The 22,226-nt window shown below is 67.2% G+C and carries 17 protein-coding genes; 9 read left to right on the forward strand and 8 right to left on the reverse strand.

All coding sequences use genetic code 11. The features are described from left to right. Positions 1 to 52 precede the first annotated feature (52 nt). The gene (locus tag KF709_08770; GenBank protein MBX3174495.1) at positions 53 to 394 is read left to right on the forward strand and encodes a DDE-type integrase/transposase/recombinase; all 342 of its coding nucleotides are present in this window, start codon (positions 53 to 55) and stop codon (positions 392 to 394) included. Between the two features lie 28 nt (positions 395 to 422). Here KF709_08770 and KF709_08775 read toward each other — a convergent pair whose 3' ends face one another. Continuing rightward, a complete protein-coding gene (locus KF709_08775; protein MBX3174496.1) occupies positions 423 to 1,889 on the reverse strand; it encodes a hypothetical protein in 1,467 nt (488 codons plus the stop codon). Positions 1,890 to 1,950: 61 nt separating this feature from the next. Beyond that, positions 1,951 to 2,742 carry a sulfite exporter TauE/SafE family protein gene (locus KF709_08780; GenBank protein MBX3174497.1) on the reverse strand — a complete coding sequence of 264 codons (792 nt, stop codon included), beginning with the start codon at positions 2,740 to 2,742 and terminating at the stop codon, positions 1,951 to 1,953. A 92-nt stretch (positions 2,743 to 2,834) separates the two neighbouring features. On the opposite strand from KF709_08780, the gene KF709_08785 reads away from it, so the two are divergent. Continuing rightward, entirely contained in the window at positions 2,835 to 3,575 is a 741-nt protein-coding gene (locus KF709_08785; protein MBX3174498.1) for a DUF1275 domain-containing protein, read from the forward strand. 90 nt (positions 3,576 to 3,665) lie between these two features. Continuing rightward, the gene (locus KF709_08790) at positions 3,666 to 5,003 is read left to right on the forward strand and encodes a citrate synthase (GenBank protein MBX3174499.1); all 1,338 of its coding nucleotides are present in this window, start codon (positions 3,666 to 3,668) and stop codon (positions 5,001 to 5,003) included. A gap of 124 nt (positions 5,004 to 5,127) precedes the next feature. Here KF709_08790 and KF709_08795 read toward each other — a convergent pair whose 3' ends face one another. The 3 genes from KF709_08795 to KF709_08805 all read right to left on the reverse strand — a co-directional run bounded on the left by KF709_08795 (position 5,128) and on the right by KF709_08805 (position 7,309). Continuing rightward, on the reverse strand, positions 5,128 to 5,898 hold the full coding sequence (locus tag KF709_08795) for an A/G-specific adenine glycosylase (GenBank protein ID MBX3174500.1): 771 nt from the start codon (positions 5,896 to 5,898) through the stop codon (positions 5,128 to 5,130). Positions 5,899 to 5,927: 29 nt separating this feature from the next. Beyond that, positions 5,928 to 6,572, reverse strand: a complete 645-nt coding sequence (locus KF709_08800) for a hypothetical protein (protein ID MBX3174501.1) — start codon at positions 6,570 to 6,572, stop codon at positions 5,928 to 5,930. Between the two features lie 83 nt (positions 6,573 to 6,655). Further along, complete coding sequence (locus KF709_08805; GenBank protein MBX3174502.1) at positions 6,656 to 7,309, reverse strand: helix-turn-helix transcriptional regulator; 654 nt, start codon at positions 7,307 to 7,309, stop codon at positions 6,656 to 6,658. Between the two features lie 184 nt (positions 7,310 to 7,493). Between KF709_08805 and KF709_08810 the strand changes: the two genes are divergently transcribed. The 4 genes from KF709_08810 to KF709_08825 are packed head-to-tail and all read left to right on the forward strand — an operon-like array spanning position 7,494 to position 15,815. Then, on the forward strand, positions 7,494 to 8,834 hold the full coding sequence (locus KF709_08810) for a TolC family protein (GenBank protein MBX3174503.1): 1,341 nt from the start codon (positions 7,494 to 7,496) through the stop codon (positions 8,832 to 8,834). After that, positions 8,831 to 9,916 carry an efflux RND transporter periplasmic adaptor subunit gene (locus KF709_08815; protein MBX3174504.1) on the forward strand — a complete coding sequence of 362 codons (1,086 nt, stop codon included), beginning with the start codon at positions 8,831 to 8,833 and terminating at the stop codon, positions 9,914 to 9,916. The genes KF709_08810 and KF709_08815 overlap by 4 nt, the downstream gene beginning before the upstream one ends. Next, complete coding sequence (locus tag KF709_08820) at positions 9,913 to 12,981, forward strand: efflux RND transporter permease subunit (protein MBX3174505.1); 3,069 nt, start codon at positions 9,913 to 9,915, stop codon at positions 12,979 to 12,981. The genes KF709_08815 and KF709_08820 overlap by 4 nt, the downstream gene beginning before the upstream one ends. 41 nt (positions 12,982 to 13,022) lie before the next feature. After that, positions 13,023 to 15,815, forward strand: coding sequence for a carboxypeptidase regulatory-like domain-containing protein (locus tag KF709_08825; protein MBX3174506.1), 2,793 nt, complete (start codon positions 13,023 to 13,025; stop codon positions 15,813 to 15,815). Between the two features lie 9 nt (positions 15,816 to 15,824). On the opposite strand, the gene KF709_08830 is transcribed toward KF709_08825, so the two are convergent. After that, positions 15,825 to 17,024 carry a membrane dipeptidase gene (locus KF709_08830; GenBank protein MBX3174507.1) on the reverse strand — a complete coding sequence of 400 codons (1,200 nt, stop codon included), beginning with the start codon at positions 17,022 to 17,024 and terminating at the stop codon, positions 15,825 to 15,827. A gap of 126 nt (positions 17,025 to 17,150) precedes the next feature. Here KF709_08830 and KF709_08835 point away from each other — a divergent pair, with 126 nt between their 5' ends. Further along, positions 17,151 to 18,320, forward strand: a complete 1,170-nt coding sequence (locus tag KF709_08835; GenBank protein MBX3174508.1) for a carboxypeptidase regulatory-like domain-containing protein — start codon at positions 17,151 to 17,153, stop codon at positions 18,318 to 18,320. An 801-nt stretch (positions 18,321 to 19,121) separates the two neighbouring features. Then, a complete protein-coding gene (locus tag KF709_08840) occupies positions 19,122 to 19,922 on the forward strand; it encodes a hypothetical protein (protein MBX3174509.1) in 801 nt (266 codons plus the stop codon). Positions 19,923 to 19,933: 11 nt separating this feature from the next. Here the strand turns inward: KF709_08840 and KF709_08845 are convergent, their stop codons facing one another. Continuing rightward, positions 19,934 to 21,217, reverse strand: a complete 1,284-nt coding sequence (locus tag KF709_08845; protein ID MBX3174510.1) for a VWA domain-containing protein — start codon at positions 21,215 to 21,217, stop codon at positions 19,934 to 19,936. A gap of 27 nt (positions 21,218 to 21,244) precedes the next feature. Then, positions 21,245 to 22,219 carry a calcium/sodium antiporter gene (locus tag KF709_08850; GenBank protein MBX3174511.1) on the reverse strand — a complete coding sequence of 325 codons (975 nt, stop codon included), beginning with the start codon at positions 22,217 to 22,219 and terminating at the stop codon, positions 21,245 to 21,247. Positions 22,220 to 22,226: the final 7 nt, after the last annotated feature.

Genomic DNA, 22,226 nt, shown 5'->3' on the forward strand with positions numbered 1-22,226 from the left:
CGGCCTGGCGAGCTGGTGTACCTCGACGTGAAGTAGCGGCCGCATCGGCCGTGTGGGCCACTGCATCTACGGTGACTTCACGCGCCGCGCGCGGCGGGTGGGGAAGCAAGTGCACCCCGGCATCGACGACCAGGCGCGGCTCGCGTACGCCGAGGTGCTCGAGGACGACACCGCGGCCACCGCGGCCGACTTCCTGGCGCGGGCGGTCGCCCGGTACGCGGCGCTCGACGGCGTCGTCGAGCGCATCCACACCGACAAGGGGAGCCGATTTCATGCCCTGCCCATCGCGGCGCACCCGCGCGCTCCCGCACGACCTCTCCCTCTACAACACCGAGTGCCGCCACGGCGCGCTCGGCGGTCGGATCCTAGCGCAGCGCCCCGCCTCGCTCGCTAGCTGTCAACATCGTGCTAGCTCACGATACCTAGGCCAGATCGCGCCCCAGCCGTAACACCTCGCGCACCAGCAGGTCGAAATCCTCCTTGCGCGACCTGTGGTTCGTGATCGCCACGCGGATCGCGTACTTCCCGCGCACCACCGTCCCCGACGGCGCCGCGATGCCATCCTCCTGCAATCGCACGAGGATCTTTCGATTGAGCAGGTCCACCGCTTCCTCCGAAAGACCTGCTGCTGCATAGCGGAAGTTCACGATGTTGAGCGGCACGGGCGCCAGCAGTTCGAGTTCGGGCGCCGCGGCCACCAACCCCTCGAGATACCGCGCCTGCGCGATGTTGCGGTCTATGTGTTGCCCCAACAGGTCCGTGCCCTGTGCGCGCATCGTCATCCACACCTTGAGCGCGCGGAAGCTGCGGGTGAGCTCGATGCCGCGGTCGTTGTAGTAGATGCTGCCCGAGGCCGTCATCCCGCCGGGCACCGCGGTGGTGAGGTACGGCGCCTGGTTCGCGAAGGTCTCGGGGAGATGCTTGTCCTCGCGCACCACCACCATCGCCACATCGAAGGGCAGGTAGCCCCACTTGTGCAGGTCGAAGGCGATCGAGTCCGCGCGCTCGATGCCGCGCACGGCGGTCTTGGCGGCCGCCGATGTTCCAAGCCGCGCCATCGCACCGAAGGCACCATCCACGTGGAACCAGAGCTGCTCGCGGGCGGCAAGGTCCGCCAAAGCATTGAGGTCGTCGCTGGCCCCGGTCTGCACTGTGCCGGCCGTCCCCACGATGCAGAACGGCCGGAGCCCCGCCGCGCGGTCCTCGGCGATCATCGCTTCCATCGCCTTCACATCGACGGTGAAGTCGTCGAGCACGGGCACCTTCCGGAAAGACTCCTCGCCCATCCCGAGGAAATCGCAGGATTTCTTGAGCCAACTATGGATCTCGGCGCTCGCGTACACGCGCAGCGGCGGGCCACCATAAGTGCCCTTCGCGCGCACGTCCCAACCCGCGCGCTGTCGCCGTGCCACGGCGAGGCCCAGCACATTCGCCATCGTGCCGCCACTGATGAGGATGCCGCCCGCGGTGTCGGGGAAGCCCATCAGCTCGGCGTACCAGCGCACCACCTGCTGCTCGATGTAGATCGGCGAGTGGTCGATGCCACCCATCTGCGGGTTCACGATCGACGAGAGGAAATCCGCCATCGCCGCCTGCGGCGTGCCCGTGCCCATCACCCAGCCCCAGAAGCGCGGGTGGATGTTGCCGTTGGGGTAGGGCCGCACGAGGCGCAGGAAGTCGTCGTAGGTCGCCGCCTCGCCCTGGCCGCGGCGGGGCAGGGGCTCGTCGCGGATCTCCGATCGCACGTCCGCCGGCGTGGGCGTCCACGTGGGCCGCTCGCGCACGTCGCGCAGGTAGTCCAGCGACTCGTCGAGCATCCGGTGCGCGAGGGCGCGGTACTCGTCCCAGTTCGTGGGGTCCAGCGGGGCGACCGTATCGGTGGATTTCATTTGGGAAACGTCGTTGATATGATTCGTCGCGGCGACCCGGATCCTGCGGTGCGCCAGGTCGTCAGATGAGATCGAAGAGCATCGCGAACCCGGCTCCGAGTCCGATGACGGCAATTGCGCGGCGAACCCACTCCTGCCCGACACGCTGCGCCAACTTGGAGCCGGCGTAACCCCCGAGCCCCGCCCCGACCGCCATCGCCAGGGCGATCGGCCAGTTCACGATCCCCGAGACGGCGAAGATCGCCACGGCGACGAGGTTCATCACGCCGCCGCCCCAGTTCTTGAGGCCGTTCATCTGGTGGATGTTCGTGAGCCCCATCAGCCCCAGCGAGGCCAGCATCAGGATGCCGGCGCCCGCCCCGAAGTAGCCGCCGTAGACGCTCACCGCGAACTGGTAGACGAGGAACGAGGCGCTCGGCGGCAAGAGCTTGCCGTCCGCCCCGTTGATCTCGCGGCGCAGGCTGCCAATGCGGGCGAGGACGCGCATCAGCGGCCGCTGCGTCATGAACAGCGCCGTGGCGCCAAGAATCAGCCAAGGCACCAGCGCGGCGAACTGCTTCTCTGGCGTCTTGAGCAGCAGCAGCGCGCCTACAATGCCGCCCGCGAACGAGGGCACGGCGAAGGCCTTGGCCCAGCGGCGGGCCCCAACGAGCTCGCGGCGGTAGCCCCACATCGAGGACATCGTGCCCGGCCAGAGGGCCACCGTCGACGTGGCGTTGGCCACGATCGGCGGCACGCCCAAGGCGACCAGCGCCGGAAACGTGATCAGCGTGCCCCCGCCGGCGATGGCGTTCATCATCGCGCCGAGGGCGGCGGCGAGGGCGGTAGTCGCGAGGAAGAGGGGGGAGTCCACGGGGGTCGACGGGAAGCGATTCCCCGTAAGCTATTCGCGATCGGTCCTGCTGCGGCGATTGCCGTCTCCGCCACTGCGTCGTCCAAGGCGTGATGACGGTCTCGTACATTCGCAGCCTCACCGCCACGCGCCGTGCTCCGCGGGCCGACCTCCACCTGGGCGGCATCCTCGCCTTCGTGGCCGGCGCCGCGAACGCCGGGGCCTTCCTGGCCGTGGGCCAGTACACCTCGCACATGACAGGCGTGGTCTCGGCCATGGCGGACGCGGTCGTTCTAGGCCACATGCCGCTGGTCTGGCTGGGACTCGGCTCGCTGCTCTCCTTTCTTGCGGGGGCAGCGACCACGGCCGTCCTGGTCAACTTCGCCCGCCGCCGCGACCTCGCCAGCGCCTTCGCCCTGCCGCTGATCCTCGAGTCGGCCCTGCTGCTGGCGTTTGGGCTTCTCGGCCTTCAGATGCGCAACCTGCAGACAGTGGTGGTGCCGCTGACGGTCGTGCTGCTCTGCTTCACGATGGGGCTGCAGAACGCGGTGATCACCAAGCTCTCCGGCGCGGTCATCCGTACCACCCACGTCACGGGCATCGTGACGGACCTCGGCATCGAGCTCGGGAAGCTGGCGTACTGGAACCGCTCCCGCCGCGACCCCGGCTTCGCCGTGCTGGCGGATCGGGAGCGGATGCGCGTGCTCGCGGCGCTGCTGGTGGCGTTCTTCGGGGGTGGTGTACTGGGGGCGATCGGCTTCGGGGCGCTGGGCTACTCGGCCACGATTCCGCTCGCGCTCGGTCTTCTCGCCATTGGGTTGGTCCCCGCCATCGACGACCTGCGAGGTCGTTAGATTTCAGGGTAGCGGCCTCTCCTGGCCGTCCGCCCAGCCGGCGCCCTGCCACGGCTTGGGCCTGAACCCCCCAGCTTGAGACCCGTACCGATGGCTGCATCCGACGCCAAGGCCGCCCCGCAGGGCGACCATCTTGAGATCAAGGACTCGCGCACCGGGAAGATCTACTACGCCCCGATCACCGACGAGACCATCCGCACCGCCGACCTGAAGCAGATCAAGGTCAATGCCGACGACTTCGGCATCATGGGCTACGACCCGGCGTTCATGAACACCGCGTCCTGTCGGTCGGCCATCACCTTCATCGACGGCGACAAGGGCATCCTGCGCTACCGCGGCTACCCGATCGAGCAGCTCGCCGAGCACTCGAACTTCCTGGAAGTGGCCTGGCTGCTTCGCAATGGCGAGCTGCCGACGCAGAAGGAATACGACGAGTGGCAGTACCACATCACGTACCACACGTACGTGCACGAGAACATCAAGCGCTTCATGGAGGGCTTCCGCTACGACGCCCATCCGATGTCGATGCTCACGGCCGGCGTCGCGGCGCTCTCGTCCTTCTATCCGGCGTCAAAGGACATCCACGACAAGACGGAGCGCGACATCGCGTTCATCCGGCTGCTGGCCAAGATGCCGACGCTGGCGGCCTTTGCGTACCGCCACGTGAAGGGCCTGCCGTATGTCTATCCCGACAACTCGCTGTCGTACTCCGAGAACTTCCTCTCGATGATCGCGCGGATGTCGGAGCCGAAGTACGAGGCGAACCCGATCTACGCGCGGGCGATCGACATCCTCTTTATCCTGCACGCGGACCACGAGCAGAACTGCTCGACCAACGCGGTGCGCGCCGTTGGCTCCTCGCACGTGGACCCGTATTCGGCCGTCGCGGCCGGCGTGGCGGCGCTCTACGGCCCGCTGCACGGTGGCGCCAACGAGGCCGTGCTGCGCATGCTCGAGGAGATCGGCGATGTGAAGAACATCCCGGCCTTCATCGATGGCGTGAAGACGGGCAAGGGCAACCGCCTGATGGGCTTCGGCCATCGCGTCTACAAGAGCTACGACCCGCGCGCCAAGATCGTGAAGAAGCTTTGCGACGACGTGCTGAAGGTCGCCGGCCTCACGAAGGACATGGAGATTGCGCTGGAGCTCGAGCGCATCGCCCTCTCGGATGACTACTTCATCCAGCGCAAGCTCTACCCGAACGTGGACTTCTACACGGGCCTGATCTACCGCGCGATGCACTTCCCCACGGACTACTTCACCGTGCTGTTCGCGATTGCGCGCACGGCGGGATGGTTGGCCCAGTGGGAGGAGATGCTCAACGACAAGGAGCAGAAGATCGCGCGTCCGCGTCAGATCTACACGGGCTTCGATACGCGGGACTACAAGTCGGCGCGGATCGACCTTGGGCACAAGGTTGTGAAGTAGGTGAACGGCAGTCGTAAGTTGTGAGTGGTGAGTTGTAAGAGTTGAGAGGGGGGCGGCCGCTGCGGCTGCTCCCCTCTCTTCACTCACCACTTACAACTCACCACTTACGACTGCCCGTACCCACCTACAGCGCGGACTCGCGCGACGCACAGATCGTTCTTACAGGGCATGCCCCGCATCGCTTCACCCTCGCCGTGCACACCAGCGCCCCAAGCTCCATCAGCGCCTGGTTGTGTGTCCACGTCGCCTTGCCCGTGCGCGGCAGCGAGTGCTCGGCGATCTGCCACAGCACCGTAAGGTCACGCGGTCGCTTCGGGTTAAGCCGCGGCGCAAAGACGCGCGCGAGCACCCTCGCCACGTTCGTGTCCACGAGGGCAGCACGGCGCTCGAATGCGAAGGTGGACACCGCGCCCGCCGTGTAGGCACCCACGCCCGGTAGGCGGCGCAGCTTCGCTGCCTCGGCGGGGAGCCACGAGGGTTGGCCGTCCGCTGACAGCGCGATCGGCCCGGCATCGGCCACGTGGTTGTCGCCCCAGGCGCGTGCGCCCTCGCGGACCACGGCGCGAGAGAGCTTGTGCAGGTTCCGCGCGCGGGCGTAGTAGCCGAGCCCCTTCCACTGCGCGAGGACGTGGCGCTCCTGCGCGCTCGCCAGCGTCTCGAGGGTGGGGAATCGATGTAGGAATCGCGTCCAGTACTCCAACACGCGGCTGACCTGCGTCTGTTGGAGCATCAGCTCCGAGACAAGGATTGCGTAGGGATCGCGCGTGCGGCGCCAGGGAAGGTCGCGGGCTTGGCGTCGGTACCAGGCGCGAAGCTTCGTGCCGAAGTCACGGAGCGATATGCTGTTGAGATGCAGGGCGCTCGAACCGCGTCGCTCGATGCGGATCTTCCCCACACGCCCCAGCCTCGGAGCGGCGCCTCGCGTCAGTGCGGATCCCACGTCGGCGCCGCCGAAAACAGGCCGCCGTCCACGATCAGCTCGCGCGCGAGCAGAAGCCCGAACACGATGCTCAGCGCACCGGCCGCCACCCGAATGCCGGTCTGCATCCGCTTCACGCGGCTCGCCGCGTAGAGCGCCGGCGCGGCAAGAATCAGCGTGACCAGCATCATTCCGGCGATGGTGCCGAGGCCGAACATCAGCAGGTAGAAGAGCGCAGCGGCAGTGCCGCGGATGGTGGCGAGTACCAGGAGCGCGACTGCGGCCGAGCCGGCGAGGCCGTGCACGACGCCGATCAGCAGCGGTCGCGCGACCACCGGAGCGTTCTCGTCCTCGTCCGACCGGCGCAGGTTGGCGTAGCCGAGCCCGATCAACATCAGCGCCACGCCGAACTCGAGGCCGAGACCAATGCGTGCGGGAATCACAAGCCGGAACGCGATGATCGTCCCGCCGAGCAGGAGCAGGGTCAGCGTGTGCCCGACGCCCCAGAGCGCCCCGATTCCGACGGCACGCGCAAGCCTACGCTCACGCGCGACAATCGCCGTCACCGCGACGACGTGGTCGGCGTCCGTGGCGTGGCGAAGCCCGAGCAGGGCGCCGAGCAGGATTGGGGCGAGGGCGTCAAACGGCACGCGGGGAATCTAGCGAGCGGCGGCCGGCGAAGGCCGCTGCGGGACGCCGCCGATGCGAAGGTCGCCGCCGCGCTGCCGTCCCCTTACACGGACCCGTAGCGCGCGTCGTGCGCGGCGTAGTGCGACACCATCATTCCATGCGCCTCGCGGATGGCGAGCGCACGGTGCGCGCTCGGCAAGCGCCCCGCCAACTCCACCACGGCGTGCACCGCGACCACCGACACCAGTGCTGACGCCGCGCGCACATCCTCCGGCATCCGCGGATATCGCAGCGCCAGGAACTGCCCCACGTGCCCGACCAAGGCCTGTTCCATATCGGCGTTGATCTCCGGGCAGTTTCGCTGCACCGCTTGGTGGACCGGATTGAAGGCCGGCAGCTCCTCGAGCAGGCGCATCTGGGCGCGCAGCACGCGGTCGAAGAGATCCTTCAGCTCGATATGCGCCAAGGTCAGCGGCATCGCCTCTTCGTTGGCGCGGCGCACCGCCTCCGCGTATCGCGCCCCCAAGGCCTCGACGATTGCGTCCTTGTTGGGAAAGAAGTGGTAGAGCGATCCCATCGACGACTCCGCCCGCTCGGCGATCAACTGCATCGTCGCCGCGTCGACGCCGAGCTCCGCGAAGACCTGCTCGGACGCGTCGAGGATTTGCTCAACCCGTCGCTGTCCCCGCTCCTGCTGGGGGGCACGGGACGCGCGGTCCGAAGCCTCGGGTGCGACGGTCTCTAGGATGTCGGGCACTGGTTGGGGCTTGGGACGGGTGGTCGACTTTGCCATGGCCGGATAATAGAGGATTCCCTCCACTATTGACAAGTAGTGGAAACCCTCTAATATTTTGGCCCGTATTAGAGGATATCCTCTAAAATGCCGACCTGGCCTTTCTTGTCCAGATCGGGAGTCCACCGAGACACCCAGCCCGAAGCCGATGCGCCACCTCCTTCTATTGACCACCGCCCTCGTAGCGTCCGCGCCTATCGCCGCGCAGGGTCCGCTCGACGCGTACGTCGACCAGGGTCTCCGACAGAACCTGGGAATCCGACAGCAGGCATTGGCCGTGGCGCGATCCGAGGCCGCGCAGCGCGAGGCGCTGGGCAACTTCCTGCCCTCGCTCACGCTGAACGCTCGCTACACGAATGTGAACGGGCAGGTCGTGAACCTCGGCGAGTTGATCAACCCCGCGTTCGGGGCGCTCAACCAGCTGCTTGGCGCGCCTCAGTTCCCGACCGACATCGACCTGCAGTTGCCGCTCAAGCAGGAGACGGCGCTGCGGCTCGCGCAGCCGCTGTTCCAGGCGGAGGTCTACTCGGGCTACCGGGCGGCGAGCGCCGCGCGCGAGTCGCAGGATGCGAGCTTTGGCGCCGCCGAACGAGCGCTGGCCGCGGAGATTCGCTCCGCGTACGTCACGCACCTCAAGGCGCGGCGCGTGCTGGAGATCCGCGACGCCACGCGCGAGGTGCTCGACGAGCAGGTGCGCGTGATGGCGCGCTTGGTCGAGGCCGGCCGCGCCACGCCCGATGCGCTCTCGCGCGCGAGGGCCGAGCAGAGCGAGGCTGAGCAGCGTCAGGCCGAGGCGCGGCAGTTGGTCGCGGCTAGCGCTCAGAGCTTCAACATGATCGTCGGTCGGGCGATCACCGACTCGGTGGCCGTGCTGCCCGACGCTGCGCTCGGACTTGATGCACTTCCTTCTCTCGATGACGCGCTGAGCCAAGGACTCACGCGACGGGAGGAGTTGCGCGCACTCGACGCCGCCCGCCGCGCCGCTGACGCCCAGCGCAGCGTGGCGGCCGGCAGCTTCCTGCCGAATCTCGCGCTGGCGGTGGACTACGGCGTGCAGGGGAACGAGTACCGCTTCTCGCGCGATGCTGACTTCATGCTCGTGAGCCTCGTGGCGTCGTGGAACCTCTTCAATGGCGGCAAGGATCGCGCACGCGTGCAGCAGGCGCGGATCGACGCCGAGCGCTACTCGCTGCAAGGCGATGACGCACGACGCGGCGTTGAGCTGCAGGTGCGGCTGGCTTGGCAGGCCGCCGCGGTCGCCCGGCAGGCGATCGAGACCGCGGAGTCGCAGCGCAGCGCCGCGGAGCGCACCTACGAACTGGTGCGCCGGCGCGCCGAGGAAGGTCTGGCGTCGCCGCTTGAGCTCTCCGAGGCCCGCGTGGCGCGCACCGCGGCCCAGTTGAACGCAACACTGACCACCTACGACTACTACCTGCGCCGTGTGGAGCTCGACCGGGCCGCCGCGCTCTATCCGAGGACTGCCCGATGAATGCGCATCGATCTACTCTCACCGCAGCAGTTGCCGTCGCGGCCCTTGTTGCTGTTGCTGCCTGCGGGAACGCACCTGAAGCGGACACCGCCGAAGCCGCCGCTGCCATTCCGGTTAGGGTTGCGGCACCCGCGTATCGAAGCGCCGAGCCGACTATCGTGCTCACCGGCTTCCTCGGCGCACGCGAGGAGATTCCGCTCGCCTTCAAGATCGGCGGCGTGGTGGAGCGCGTGACGGCCGTCGGTGGCCAGCGTGTGCAGGCCGGCGAGTTGCTGGCTGCGCTCTCGCTCACGGAGATTGAGGCGCAGGTCGCCGCGGCGCGTGAGGGCCGCGACAAGGCGCGCCGGGACCTCGCGCGCGTGGAGGTCCTGCATGCGGACAGCGTGGCGACGCTCTCGCAGCTGCAGGATGCCCGCACTGGCCTCGAGGTCGCTGAGGCGCAGCTGCGCGCCGCGGAGTTCAATCGACAGTACGCCGAGGTGCGGGCGCCGGGTCCCGGCGTCGTGCTGAAGCGCGCCGTCGACCCTGGCCAGCTGATCGGCCCAGGGGCGCCGGCCTTCTTCTTCCGCGTGGAGCGAAGTGGCATCGTGCTGCGTGCGGGTGCCGCGGACCGCGATGCCGTGCGCATCCGCGACGGGATGCCCGCCACACTGCGCTTCGATGCGCTGCCCGGCCGGACGTTCTCGGGTCGCGTGACGCGCGTTGGCGTGGCCGCGGCGCCGACGACGGGTGCCTACGAGGTTGAGATTGAGTTGCAGAATCCGCCGCAGCCGCTTGCCTCGGGGCTGATTGGCCGCGCAGAACTGACGCCCGCGAGCGGCAGTCCCGTGCTGACGGTGCCGACCGACGCGCTGCTGGAGGTGGACGGCCGCACGGCAACGATCTTCCTCCTCGGCGGCGACGGCAGCCGCGTACGGCGAGTCAGCGTCGAGGTCCTCTGGCTCGACAACGGAGTCGCGGCGATCGCTGCAGCCCCAGGTGAATCCGTCGCAGTGGACAGCGCCTCGCGTGTGATTGTCGCCGGCGCCACGCGCCTTTCCGACAGCACGCGTGTTCAGGTCGTGACGGAGCGTGCGCCGTGAACATCGTTGGCTTCAGTGTCCGCAACCGGCAGTTCATGCTGGTCAGCTTCGTCGCGTTGCTGGCGATGGGCGCGTTCTCGATGCTCACGATCCCGCGCGCCGAGGACCCGGTGTTTCCGATCCCGGTCTATCCGATCATCGCGGTGTATCCGGGCGCCAGCCCGACCGATATGGAACAGTTGGTCGTGGACCCCATCGAGGACCGCATCCGCGCCCTCGAGGACCTGCGCGACGTCAAGACGAGCATCGAGGACGGGCTCGCCGTCATCGTGCCCGAGTTCGAGGTCTATGTAGACGCCGACCGGAAGTACGACGAAGTCGTCCGCGAAGTGAACTCGATTCGCGCCGATCTCCCGGCCGACCTCGCGCGACTTGATGTGAACCAGATCAACCCCTCGGACGTCAACATCGCGCAGTTCGCGTTGGTGTCCGAGACCACGCCCTACTACGAGTTGGACCGCCAGGCCCGCGCGCTGCGTGATGCCTTGCTGCGCGTACCCGGTGTGAAGGCGTCGGAGACCTGGGGCTACCCCGCGCGTGAGGCGCGCGTGACGCTCGACGTCGGTCGGCTGGCCGAACTCGGCGTGCCGCTGACGCAGGTGCTGCAGGCCGTGGGAGGCGAGAGCGCGAACATCCCCGGCGGCAGCGTCAACGCCGGCACACGGCGATTCAATGTGAAGACTGGCGGCGGCTACCGTTCGCTGGAGCAGATCCGAACGACGGTCATCGCCGGCACGCCCGGCAGCACGCTGCGCCTTGGTGACGTTGCCGATGTCGCCTGGGACTACGAGGATGCATCGAGCACCGCGCGCCTCAACGGTCGCCGCGCGGTCTGGGTGACGGCCACGATGCAGGAGAACCGCAACATCATGGCGGTGCGTGACGGCATCTGGGCCGAAGCGGATGCGTTTGCGGCAGCGATGCCCGCGGCCATCTCGCTGGAGCGGCCCTTCGATCAGTCGCGGAACGTGCGGCTGCGGCTCTCGCGGCTCACCACCGACTTCCTGATCGCCATCGCGCTGGTCATCCTCACGCTGCTGCCACTTGGCTTTCGCGCCTCGGGCATCGTGATGGTCAGCATCCCGCTGTCGCTCGCCATTGGCGTGACGCTGCTCAAGGCCTTTGGCTACAGCATCAACCAGCTGAGCATCGTGGGCTTCGTGATCGCGCTCGGCCTGCTGGTCGATGACTCCATCGTGGTGGTGGAGAACATCGCCCGCTTCCTGCGCGAGGGATACAAGCGGACCGAAGCGGCGATTGCGGCGACGAACCAGATCCTTGTGGCCGTCGTCGGTACCACCGCGACGCTGATCTTTGCCTTCCTTCCCGTGCTGATGCTGCCGGGCACGCCGGGCAAGTTTATCCGGTCGATGCCCGCGGCCGTGGTGTTCACGATTGCCGCATCGCTGCTGGTGTCCATCACGATCATACCGTTCCTCGCCGCGGTATTCCTGCGCGAGGAGAAGGACGAGCACGGCAACATCTTCCTGCGCGCGCTGAATCGTCTGATTGATGCCACCTATGCCCGCGTGCTGCACCGGGCGCTGGGACATCCGATGCGCACGCTGGCCGTGGCGGCGCTGCTCTTCGTCGGCGCGCTGGCGTTGATTCCCAGCATCGGCTTCTCGCTGTTCCCCAAGGCCGGTACGCCGCAGTTCCTTGTGCGCGTGACGGCCCCGGAGGGCAGCGCGCTGGCGATCACGGACTCCGGCGTGGCCTTCGCCGAGCGCGCGCTGCTTCGGCGCGAGCGGGTGACGGATGTCTACGCAAACGTCGGCCGCGGCAACCCAAAGATCTACTACAACATCAACTCCGAGGCGGAGCGCTCGACGCGCGGCGAGCTGTTCGTGCTGTTGGAGGACTACGACAACACGGACACGCCGCTGCTGCTGGACTCGTTGCGCGCGGAGTTTGACCTGTATCCCGACGCGCGTATCACGGTGACAGAGTTCGAGAACGGGCCGCCGATCGACGCACCCATCGCAATGCGGGTGACGGGTGGCAACCTCGATTCGCTGCGCGCCATCGCCGGCCGGATCGAGGGGATCATGGAAGGCACGCCGGGCACCCGCGATGTGGTGAACCCGCTGCGCGTTTCGCGCACGGATCTTCGACTGCGCACCGACCGCGCCAAGGCCGGGCTCTATGGCGTGCCGACTGTCGAGGTCGATCGCGCCGTGCGACTCGCGCTCGAGGGACTCACCGCTGGCCGCGTCCGCGACGACGACGGTGAGGAGTATTCCGTGACGCTTCGACTGCCTGGGCCGACTCGCAAGGGGCCCGAAGCCCTCGACCGCATCTATGCCGGCGCCGTCACCGGCGCACAGGTGCCTGTGAGGCAACTCGCCTCACTCGAGTTCGAGACCTCGGCGCCCGTCATCCAGCACTACGATGGCGAACGCGCCGTGACCGTGACATCGCAGGTGCGCACGGGGTTCATCACCGATCGCGTGACGCGCGAAATCCTGGCCGAGCTGGAGATACTGCAGTTGCCCGACGGCTACCGCATCACGCCGGCTGGTGAGATTGCCAGTCGGCAGGAGAGTTTCGGCGGGCTTGGCGCGGCGATCCTCATTGCCACCTTCGGCATCCTCGCAATCCTCGTGTTGGAGTTCAAGACGTTCCGCGGCATGCTGATCGTCGCGAGCGTCATCCCCTTGGGCGTGATCGGTGGCCTTGTTGGCCTCTGGCTGACGGGCTACACGCTGAGCTTCAGCGCAGTAATCGGCTTTGTGGCCCTGATCGGCATCGAGATCAAGAGTTCGATCCTGCTCGTGGACTTCACCAACCAGTTGCGCGCTACGGGCCTTGGACTCGACGAGTCCATCGAGCGGGCGGGCAAGATCCGCTTCGTGCCCATCGTGTTGACCTCGCTCACGGCGATCGGCGGACTCACGCCGTTGGCGGTGCAGGGCAGCTCGCTCTACTCGCCCCTGGCCATCGTCATCATCGGTGGCTTGGTGAGCTCCACGCTGCTGTCGCGCTTGGTGACACCTGTGCTCTACAAGCTCCTGCCGCCCACCGAGGATGAGGTGATGCACACGGGGGAGTTCGCCGTGGCCTAGGCTGTTTGAACGGACCCTGCGCGCGGTGTAGATATTCTGCAATGCGGCACACCGCGCGCCTCCTGCTCTTCCTTGGGGCCTTCGCACTCCCGCCGATTCTCGCGGCCCAGGAGCTGCGCGGCACCGTGCGGCTCTCGGCAGCGGGTGAGCCTGCGGCCGGGGTGATCATCGAGGCGCTACGCAGGGGTAGCGCCGATCGCGTGGCCAGCACCCTGACGGATTCGCGCGGCTACTACATCCTGCACCTCGTCGCCGGCGAACCGGTGACGGTGCGTGCGCTGCGTATCGGACAGCGGCCCACCATACTCGGCGACTTCACGCTGGCCGCTGGCGAAGTGCGCACCGCGGATGTCGAGCTCTCTGGCGCGGCGATCGTGCTGGACCGCGTGCGCGTGGTGGGTCAACGCATCTGCGGTCCCAGCAGCGATCGCACGGCGACCGCACTCACCCTGCTGGACGAAGCGCGAAAGGCGCTGCGCGCCACGCAGCTGATTTCGACGCAGGGCGAGCTGAGCGCGACCTGGGAGTTGCGAAGCCAGCGCATCACCATGCGCGGCGATGCCATTGGCGCGCCGACCCTGCGGGAGTATCGGGGACGCACGAGCCAGCCCTTTGTGAGTCTGGCACCAGACTCGCTTGCTGAGGACGGCTATCGACGCGAGCGCGATGGCGAGTCGACCTACTACGCGCCCGATGCCGATGTCCTGCTCTCAGACAGCTTCGTAGCCGGGCACTGCTTCCGCACCGAGCCGTGGTCGCGCGATGATCGGGATTGGGTCGGCGTCGGTTTCTCGGCGGTCCGCACTCGTCGCGACGTCGTGGACATCGAGGGCACGCTGTGGCTCGACCGGCAGAGCGCCGAACTCCGGAGGCTGGAGTACCGCTACTCCAACCTCCCACGCGAGATTCGCGATGCACCGGCCGGCGGTGACGTGCAGTTCCTGCGCTTGCCAACCGGTGTGTGGCTCGTCGAGCGCTGGGAGATTCGGATGCCGCGGCTGACGGAAACCGAGGAGCCGGTGTTCCGCGGTGGCGTGCAGGTGGGCACGACGCGTTCGTCGCGCCTGCGATCTATGGAAGTGGCGGGTGGCGCGGTCCGGGAGATCCGCGGCGACCGCGGCCTGCTCTTCACAACTGTCGGCGCTGAGACACTGGTCGCACCGAGCACGTCGCCGACAGCGATGGCGGAACTCTGCCCCAACTCGCTCGCCGCCAATGAGGGGTTGCTCTGGGGCGTGGTCAGCGACTCAGCTGGCAATCCGCGCTCCGGCGCGCAGGTGCGCGTTGAGTGGCGGCAGAACGCGCGCTGGATCGCGGAGTGGCAACGCAGCTGGGACACGCGCGGGGTGGTGGCGCGAACCGCGGACGATGGGCTCTGGTTGGCCTGCGGGGTTCCGAAGCGCGAGATCCTGCAGGTGAGTCTGGAGGGCAGCGGTCGGGCGGCGCATCCGATCGTCATTCCCCGGGAGGATCTCGGACTTGAGGTCGCCCTAAGCTCGCCTGTGGCTGCGGTGCCGGTTGGTCGTGTCGCAGGGGTTGTGATTGACTCGCTGCGCAGAGGTGCCGCGTGGGCCAACGCGCAGTTGCGCGTGATTGGTGGACCCTGGCAGGCGGTGAGCGACTCTTCCGGACGCTTCGTCCTCGATGGCCTGCCGGAAGGACGCCATCGGATCGTGGTCTTGGACGATGAGCTGAGGACGCTCGGTGTGCCGATGCCCGAGGCGATGGTTGAGGTTCGAGGTGGGCTGCAGTCCAGCGCGATCGTCGCCTCGCCGACACCCGAGCGGCTCTACGAATCAATCTGTGGAGTGGCACGCGAGCCCGGGCTTGGTGTGATCGTTGGCGAGTTGCGCGATGTGGCCGGCGTTCGGCGTGCCGGAGTCGCCGTGCAGGCCGAGTGGGTGCGCGCGCTGTTGGGTCCTTCGCGTTCAGAGCAGGATCGACGTCTGGTCGCCGATACGACCGATGCGGCCGGGCGCTACACGCTCTGTGGAATCCCGGTGGAGGGCGAGGCCGCCAAGTCGGGCGATTTAACCACGTACTTCAGCGGCGAGGTCTCGCTCAGCGCCAACGCGGGATCGCTCGGCACAGACCCCGTGGGAGTGCGGCTCGACGGGGCGGTGATCCGGCGGCGTGACCTCGTGGCCGGTGATGCCCGATCGCGCACACGGATCTCCGGGCGCGTGCTGGACCACCTTGGTCAGCCGATTGAAGGCGCCACTGTCGTGGTGGGCGGGCTTGGCGGCCGCAGCGTGCAGACGTCGGCCGCCGGCGTGTGGGTGATCGATTCGGTGCCAGTGCGCACGACGACCTTGGCAATCCGCGCGCTGCGTTTCTCGCCCTTCGCACGCGAGTTGGATCCAATCGGCGGCCGCTTCAACGTCGGTGAGGTGCGGCTGGAGCTCGCGCCGCAGGTGCTGGCGGCAAGCGTGACGACGGCACGGGGTGGCGGCGGTCCGCAGGCCTGGAAGGCCGAGTTCGAGGAGCGTCGTCGGGCCAGTGCGTCCGGCACATTCATTGACGACGAAGCCATCAAGCGCCAGCCGACGCTGCAACAGACGTTCGTGGTGCGGCAGATCTCGAAGGCGCGGCTGAGTTGGGACTCGAGCGGCCGTGGCAAGATCGGCTTCGAGGTCGACTCAGGGATGGGCGCGATGTCACTGTGCTATCCACGCTGGTTCATCGACGGCGTGGACTACGGCCAGCCGGAGGCCTTCGAGGAACAGATGTGGTTGGCTCAGGCCGTGCGCGTGGAGGTCTACAAGGCCACGGAGGCCCCGTCGCGGTACACCGACTTCAATGGTTGCGGCGTGATCCTGATCTGGACGCGCTAGCCCAGCCGCTCAGCCCGCCGCCCAGCTCGCCCCCACCGCCCGGATGAAGTTCCCGCCCAGCACCTTCTTGATCGTCGCATCCGAGTGCCGGCGCTTCACCATCGCCTCGGTGAGATCGAACAACCGCTTCGGATGGTTCATCCCATCCACGTGCACGCCACCGTCCTCCGCGTAGTACGGGTGGTAACGGTCGAAGTTGACCTGGTCGGCAATCGCCAGCGGTTGGTTGTCCTTGGGGATCGGCGCACCGATACCGGCCATGTCGAGATCCGAACCAATGCCCACGTGGTCCTCGCCGACGAGCTTGATCACGTAGTCCACGTGGTCTGCCACGTGCTCGACCGTGACCGGCGCCTGCTGACGGATCATGAAGCGGATGAAGCCGATGCCCATCACGCCACCCTTGGCCGCGAGCCCCTTGATGGCCTCGTCGGTCTTGCAGCGCGTGTAGCCGGGCATCAACCCACGGGCCGCGGCGTGCGTGTAGATCGGCGGCTTGCTGCAGGCGGCCAGGCCGTCCATCGTCGTACGGTCGGCGCAGTGCGAGAGATCCACGGTCATCCCGACCTTCTGCATGCGCTCGACGATCTCGTGGCCAAAGATCGTGAGGCCGCCGTCGTTGTGCTCGAGGAAGCCCGCGCCGATGGTGTTCTGAGTGTTGTAGGTGAGCTGCGCCACGCGCTGCCCGAGTCGGTGGAACAGGTCCACGTCCGCCGCGCGCCGGAAGTGCAGCGCGTTCTGCGTCGTGATCATGATGCCCACGCGCCCGTCAGGGCGGTTGCTGCGCAGGTCCTCCACGTCATCCACGCGCGTGAAGAACTCGTTGCGCGAGGCAATGAAGCCGTTCCACTCAGCCATGAACTGCAGCATCGCCTCATAACTGTTCGCGCCACGGCCCAAGGCCAGCGTCTTCACGCCGGATCCCTTGAACGCCGCGAAGTCCTCGGCGGTGAAGCTCGTGGGGTCCTGCAGCCAGCGGATGGCGCGCGGCGTGCCTTCCTCGCGATTGTCGGGGAAGGCGAACTGGCAGAGCATGTCCACCACCGGCGATTCTGTCATGAGCCGGATGGTGCGCGCCGAGTAGTCGTCGGTGAAGGGGCCGAGTTGGTAGCGACCCTTGAGGATGGCCGGGGCGGCGAAGGCCGGGCGCGGCAGGAGGCTCGCGGCAGAGGCGCCGGCGAGGAGACGAAGAAGGGTTCGGCGTTGCATCGGGCGAATGTGCGGCCTAGGGCGCCACTCTTCAAGTCGTGGAGGCCTAGGCCCTATGGTGTGCTCTCTTGACAGCAATCGTCCACACTCCAGTGTAGAGACAACAACGTCAGCGCGAGGAGAGGGATGCGCGTTTGGGCTGCGGCCGTACTAGCACTCCTATCGACCGCCGTGGCCGCGGCCGGTCAGGAGCTGCGCGGCACGCTGTTCACCAACGACTCGCTCCACACTCTCAGTGGAGTGCTGGTTGAAGCCACTGACAGGTCGGGGGCGCGAGCGGCCGTATCTCTCTCGGACTCGCGCGGGAAGTTCGTGCTTTCTCTGCCCGCGGGCCGGACGCTGTCTCTCCGGGCATTGCGCATCGGGTATCGCCCTGCGGCTCTTGGAGAGATCGAGCTCGCACCTGGCGACACTGTGGAGCGCGCGTTCTACGCGTCAGCGGCCGCTATCGTACTCGATGAAGTCATGGTCGCCGAGTCCCAACGCTGCGGCAGACTCGGCGAGAGCGGCCGTCGTGCGGCGACGCTGTTCGGCGAAGCTCGCAAGGCGATCGAGGCGTCGCGGCTCGAAGCTGGAGGCGCAGAACTGAGCGCAGTATGGAGCCTCTACAGCCGACGGCGGGCCTTGAACGGTCGGCCGCTGGGAGAGGCGCAACAGCGCCAGTATGAAGGCTCGACCGCTCGACCGTTCGCCAGCGCGCCCGCCGACTCGCTCGAGGCGCATGGGTACGTTCGTGAGATCGACGGCGAGATGCAGTTCTTTGCGCCTGATGCCGATGTCTTGCTCTCGGACTCCTTTGCTCGCACGCACTGCTTCCAAGCCGTCGACGGCGAGGGCCCGCGCGCCGGCCAGGTTGGTGTGGCGTTTCGGCCGGCCCCTGAGCGCCGCAACCTGCCGGAGATCGCAGGCACGTTCTGGCTGAATGCCAAGACACTGGAGCTCAATCGGCTTGAGTTCGAGTATGTCGGACTGCCGCCTGTGTTCTCAGGTCGGACGGCTGGAGGCGACGTCGGATTCGCGAAGCTGAGCACCGGTAGCTGGCTCGTCGGTGAATGGAGCATCCGAATGCCGCGCGTCAGCGTCGGGATGGAGCGCGTCGTGGGCAGAACGAGCCGCCCGATTACGCGAGTCCGTTCGCTCGAGGAAACGGGCGGCATCGTGCAGGCCGTCCGGCTCGGCGGCCGCGTCGTGCTCGAACGTCGGGAGACGGGAGACTTCGATGCACCTGCGCTCGACGCTGAGACGGTCGCGCTGCTTTGCCACTCGCCGCTAGGGGCGCGAGACGCGGTGGTCTGAGGCACGCTGCGAGATGCGAGCTCATCGTCCACGGAAGGTGTCACCGTGAGGGTCCGAAGCTTGACCGCCGTTCAGGGCGTTGCCCCTACGCGGGAGTGGGAGGCGGTCACGGAGCGTGACGGATTCTGGTACGTCTGTGGAGTGCCGCGCGGTGTTGTCTTGCGCGCTGACGCCGCCCTGTCAGGTCGGCGCGTTGTGTCGAGCTACGAGCTCGTCCCGGCTTGGGACGGAGGGGCGGAGATCGGCTTGGAGGCGACGGCCGAGCTCGAAGGCGACTCGCGGGCTCTGTCGGGGGTTGCCTATGACTCCCTCCGCAACGACTCGCCGTGGGCAGGGGCGCGTGTCGCCGCCCTGGGCACCGGCATCGCAGGCCAGACGAGCGACTCCGGAGAGTTCACGTTAGCGGGAGTGCCTGAGGGTCCGCTGCGTCTCGCGATATGGGACGATCTCATTCGCGATCTCGGATTACCGCCAGTTGAACTAACGGTTGATCCAGCGTCGACGGAGTTGCCTCGAGTCGTCGTGGTCCTACCCAAGACTGTCGCAGGTGAGGCAGTCGCATCAACAGAAGGTGCGCGTTGCGTGCTCGGGCGCGTGGTCGACCCTCAAGGCACCGCGCTGCGAGATGCGACAGTCCGCGTCAGGTGGCGCCGTCTGACGCGAACGGGGGAGACGTGGTCGGCCAGTTCTCCAGAACTCGAGACTCTCACGGGCGCTGACGGCCGATACGTCGTCTGTGGACTCCCGCTCTCAGACGCTGCGGAAGGAGTAATCGACGGAGCCTTTGCCATCAACGTCACGGTGGGCGGACGCGATGGCATAGTGGTGGGCCTGGACTTGACCGAATCTCGCGTGTCCGCGCGGAACATCACGCTTGGAGGACCCGACGATGTCCGTGCGATTGCCGGACGTGTCGAGTCGGGCGTTGGCGCGCCGCTCGCCGACGCACTCGTGAGCGTGGTGGGGGTCGATTCTCTGTGGGCGCGCAGCGGACCTGACGGCATGTGGCAGATCCCGCGGGTGCCACTGCGCAGTGCTCGGCTCGAAGTTCGGGCGGTCGGTTACGCTCCCGTTGAGTTCGATGTCGAGCCGGTAGGATCGAGCTTCCCGGAGGCGGCGGTACGCCTTGTGCCCGCTGTTCAGTCGCTTGCAGCTGTCACGGTGACCGCGAGGGCGAGCGCGCTCGGGTATCGCGAAGCGTTCGAGGACCGCCGCAAGTCCTACTCCTTCGGGACTTTCTTCGACGACTCGCTCTTGGCGCGACAATCGTACGTGACTTCCGATTTCATCATCTCACGGGTTTCAAAGGCGCGCGCAGCGACAGCGGGCGCCCGCGAGAACTCCCGAAATGACCCGAAGGCACGCCTTATCCCTCCCGGCCAGAAAAAGATCGCCTTCGAAGTTGACGCTGGCTTCGGCGCGATGTCGCTCTGCAATCCACGCTGGTTCATCGATGGCGTGGATTTCGGCATTCCATCCGCCGCGGAAGAGGAAGTCTGGCTTCGCCAGGCAAAGCGCATCGAGGTGTACAAGGCCTCCCTCGCTCCTGCGCAATACAACGACTTCGATGGCTGCGGCGTGATCCTGATCTGGACGCGCTGACCCGCGGCCCGCTATCGCACCGTCTGCGTCTTCCGCTTGAGAAAGTCCATCAGGATGAACTGCCCCAGCGTCATCGTGTTCGTGAAGTACGCCCGCCCGCGAGTAATGGCACTGACCATCTTCACGAACTCCACCAGCGCGCGGTCCCGCGCCAGCATGAACGTATTCACCGGAATCCCACTCCTCCGGCAGGCCGCAACCTCCTGCAGCGTCTCCTGCAGCACGAAGGCATCGAGGCCCATCGAGTTCTTGTAGATGCGCCCGTCCGGCATCGTGAGCGCCGACGGCTTGCCGTCGGTGATCATCACGATCTGGCGCATGTCCTTCTTCTGCGCCATCAACAGCCGCCGCGCCATCTTCAGCCCCTCGGCCGTGTTCGTGTGATACGGGCCGACCTGTGCCTTGGCCAGCGCGCCGATGGGGATCTCCTCCGCCGAGTCGTGGAAGAGGATGACCTTGATGCTGTCGCCGGGGAACTGCGTGTTGATCAAGTGCGTCAGCGCCAGCGCGACCTTCTTGGCCGGCGTGAAGCGGTCCTCGCCATAGAGGATCATCGAGTGTGAGCAGTCGAGCATCAGCACGGTCGCGCAGCTGGATCGGTACTCGCTCTGCCGCACCATCAGGTCGCCGTACTCGAGGTCCATCGGGATGTCGAGGCTGCCCGTGCGCAGCATCGCGTTCTTGAGCGTCTCGTTGACGTCAAGGTTGAGCGTGTCGCCGAACTCGTAGGGCTTGCTGCCCGCGTCGGCCTCGATGCCGGTGGCAAGGTAGGGCGTGTCGTGCGAACCGAAGTTGCTCTTGCCGAAGCCGCCGAGAATCCCGCGCAGGGACTTGTAGCCGAGGAAGTCGATGCCCTTGGACGTGAGGTCGAACTGCACGTCCTGCGCCGCGGCCTTGGCCAAGCCGCCAGGCCCGAACACGCTCTCGTGTCCGGCGGGCGCCTTCGGTGGCTCGCTGGCCTTGAGATAGCCCTCGGCCATCAAGCGCTGCACGATGTCATCAAGCAGCTTGGCGAGCTTCTCCTCGGAGATGTCGTCGCCGTCGCCGCGCAGGGCGTCGAGCATCTCGGGCGTGAACTGCCCGCTCTGGATCAGCGCGTCGAGGATGGCCTGCTTGAGGGCGTCGAGGGAGCGGTCGCCGCCCTGGTCGTCGTCTTCGTAGCCCCAGGGATTCGCGGGGCCGCCGCCGGCGAATCCGCTCTGCAGGAGAAAGTCGGCCAGGTTGTCGAGCAGGGACTGCAGGTCCACGGCATCCGCGGACTCGGGGCTGAACTTCTTGTAGGTGTGGAACCGCATCCCTGGCCTCCCAGCGTCACTCGCAAGCTAGTGAATGAACGCGGTCAGGCCCAGATAAGTGCCGTAGGCGACCAGCAACACCGCGCCCTCGAAGCGCGTGATCTCTCCCTTGCTGCGCATGATGGGGAAGAGCAGCAGCGAGAGGCCCAGCATCCACCAGAGGTCGCCGTGCAGAATCGGCGCGGAGACGGTCAGCGGCCGCACCATGGCGGTCACGCCGAGAATGCCGAGGATGTTGAAGATGTTCGAGCCGATGACGTTGCCCAGTGCGATCTCGCTCTGGCCACGGCGCGCCGCGACGATGCTGGTGAAGGCTTCCGGAGCGCCGGTGCCCATCGCCACTACGGTGAGTGCGATCATGCGCTCGGTCATCCCGAACGCGCGTGCCAACACGGTGGCGCCACGCACAAGGAGGTCGCCGCCCACGACCAAGAGCGCCACGCCGGCCGCAATAAGCCCAAGGGCACCGCCGAGCGAACGGAGATGCGCCAGCGGCGCGCGCCGCGTCACCTCGTACTCCAAGTCCGAGGCCTCCTCGCCCGAGACTGCCTTCCGGCCGATCAACACGGCGTACCAGGTGAACAACGCGAGGCCGGTGACGAAGAATCCGCCTTCCAGCCGGTCGAGCTGTCCGTCGCGGGCCAGCATCAGCAGCTGGAACGAGGCGAGGAACATGAACGGCCACTCCAGCCGCACCGCGCTGCCGTGGACGCGCATCGGCAGGATGACGGCCGAGATGCCCAGTACCACGCCGATGTTGAAGAGATTGGAGCCGATCGCGTTGCCCAGCGCGAGATCCGAACTGCCGCGAAGGGCGGCCGCGATGCTGACGGTCAGTTCGGGCAGGGAAGTGCCCATCGACACGATGGTCAACCCGATGACGGCCGCCGAGATGCGCAGCGACTTGGCGATGGTCACCGCGCCACGGATGAGGACGTCGGCGCCGAGCCCCAAGAGAGCGATGCCGGCGATCAAGACGAGGGTGGCGACGGGGGAGGACATCCGCCTC

Source organism: Gemmatimonadaceae bacterium, from assembly GCA_019637445.1.
Classification (GTDB): Bacteria; Gemmatimonadota; Gemmatimonadetes; order Gemmatimonadales; family Gemmatimonadaceae; genus Pseudogemmatithrix.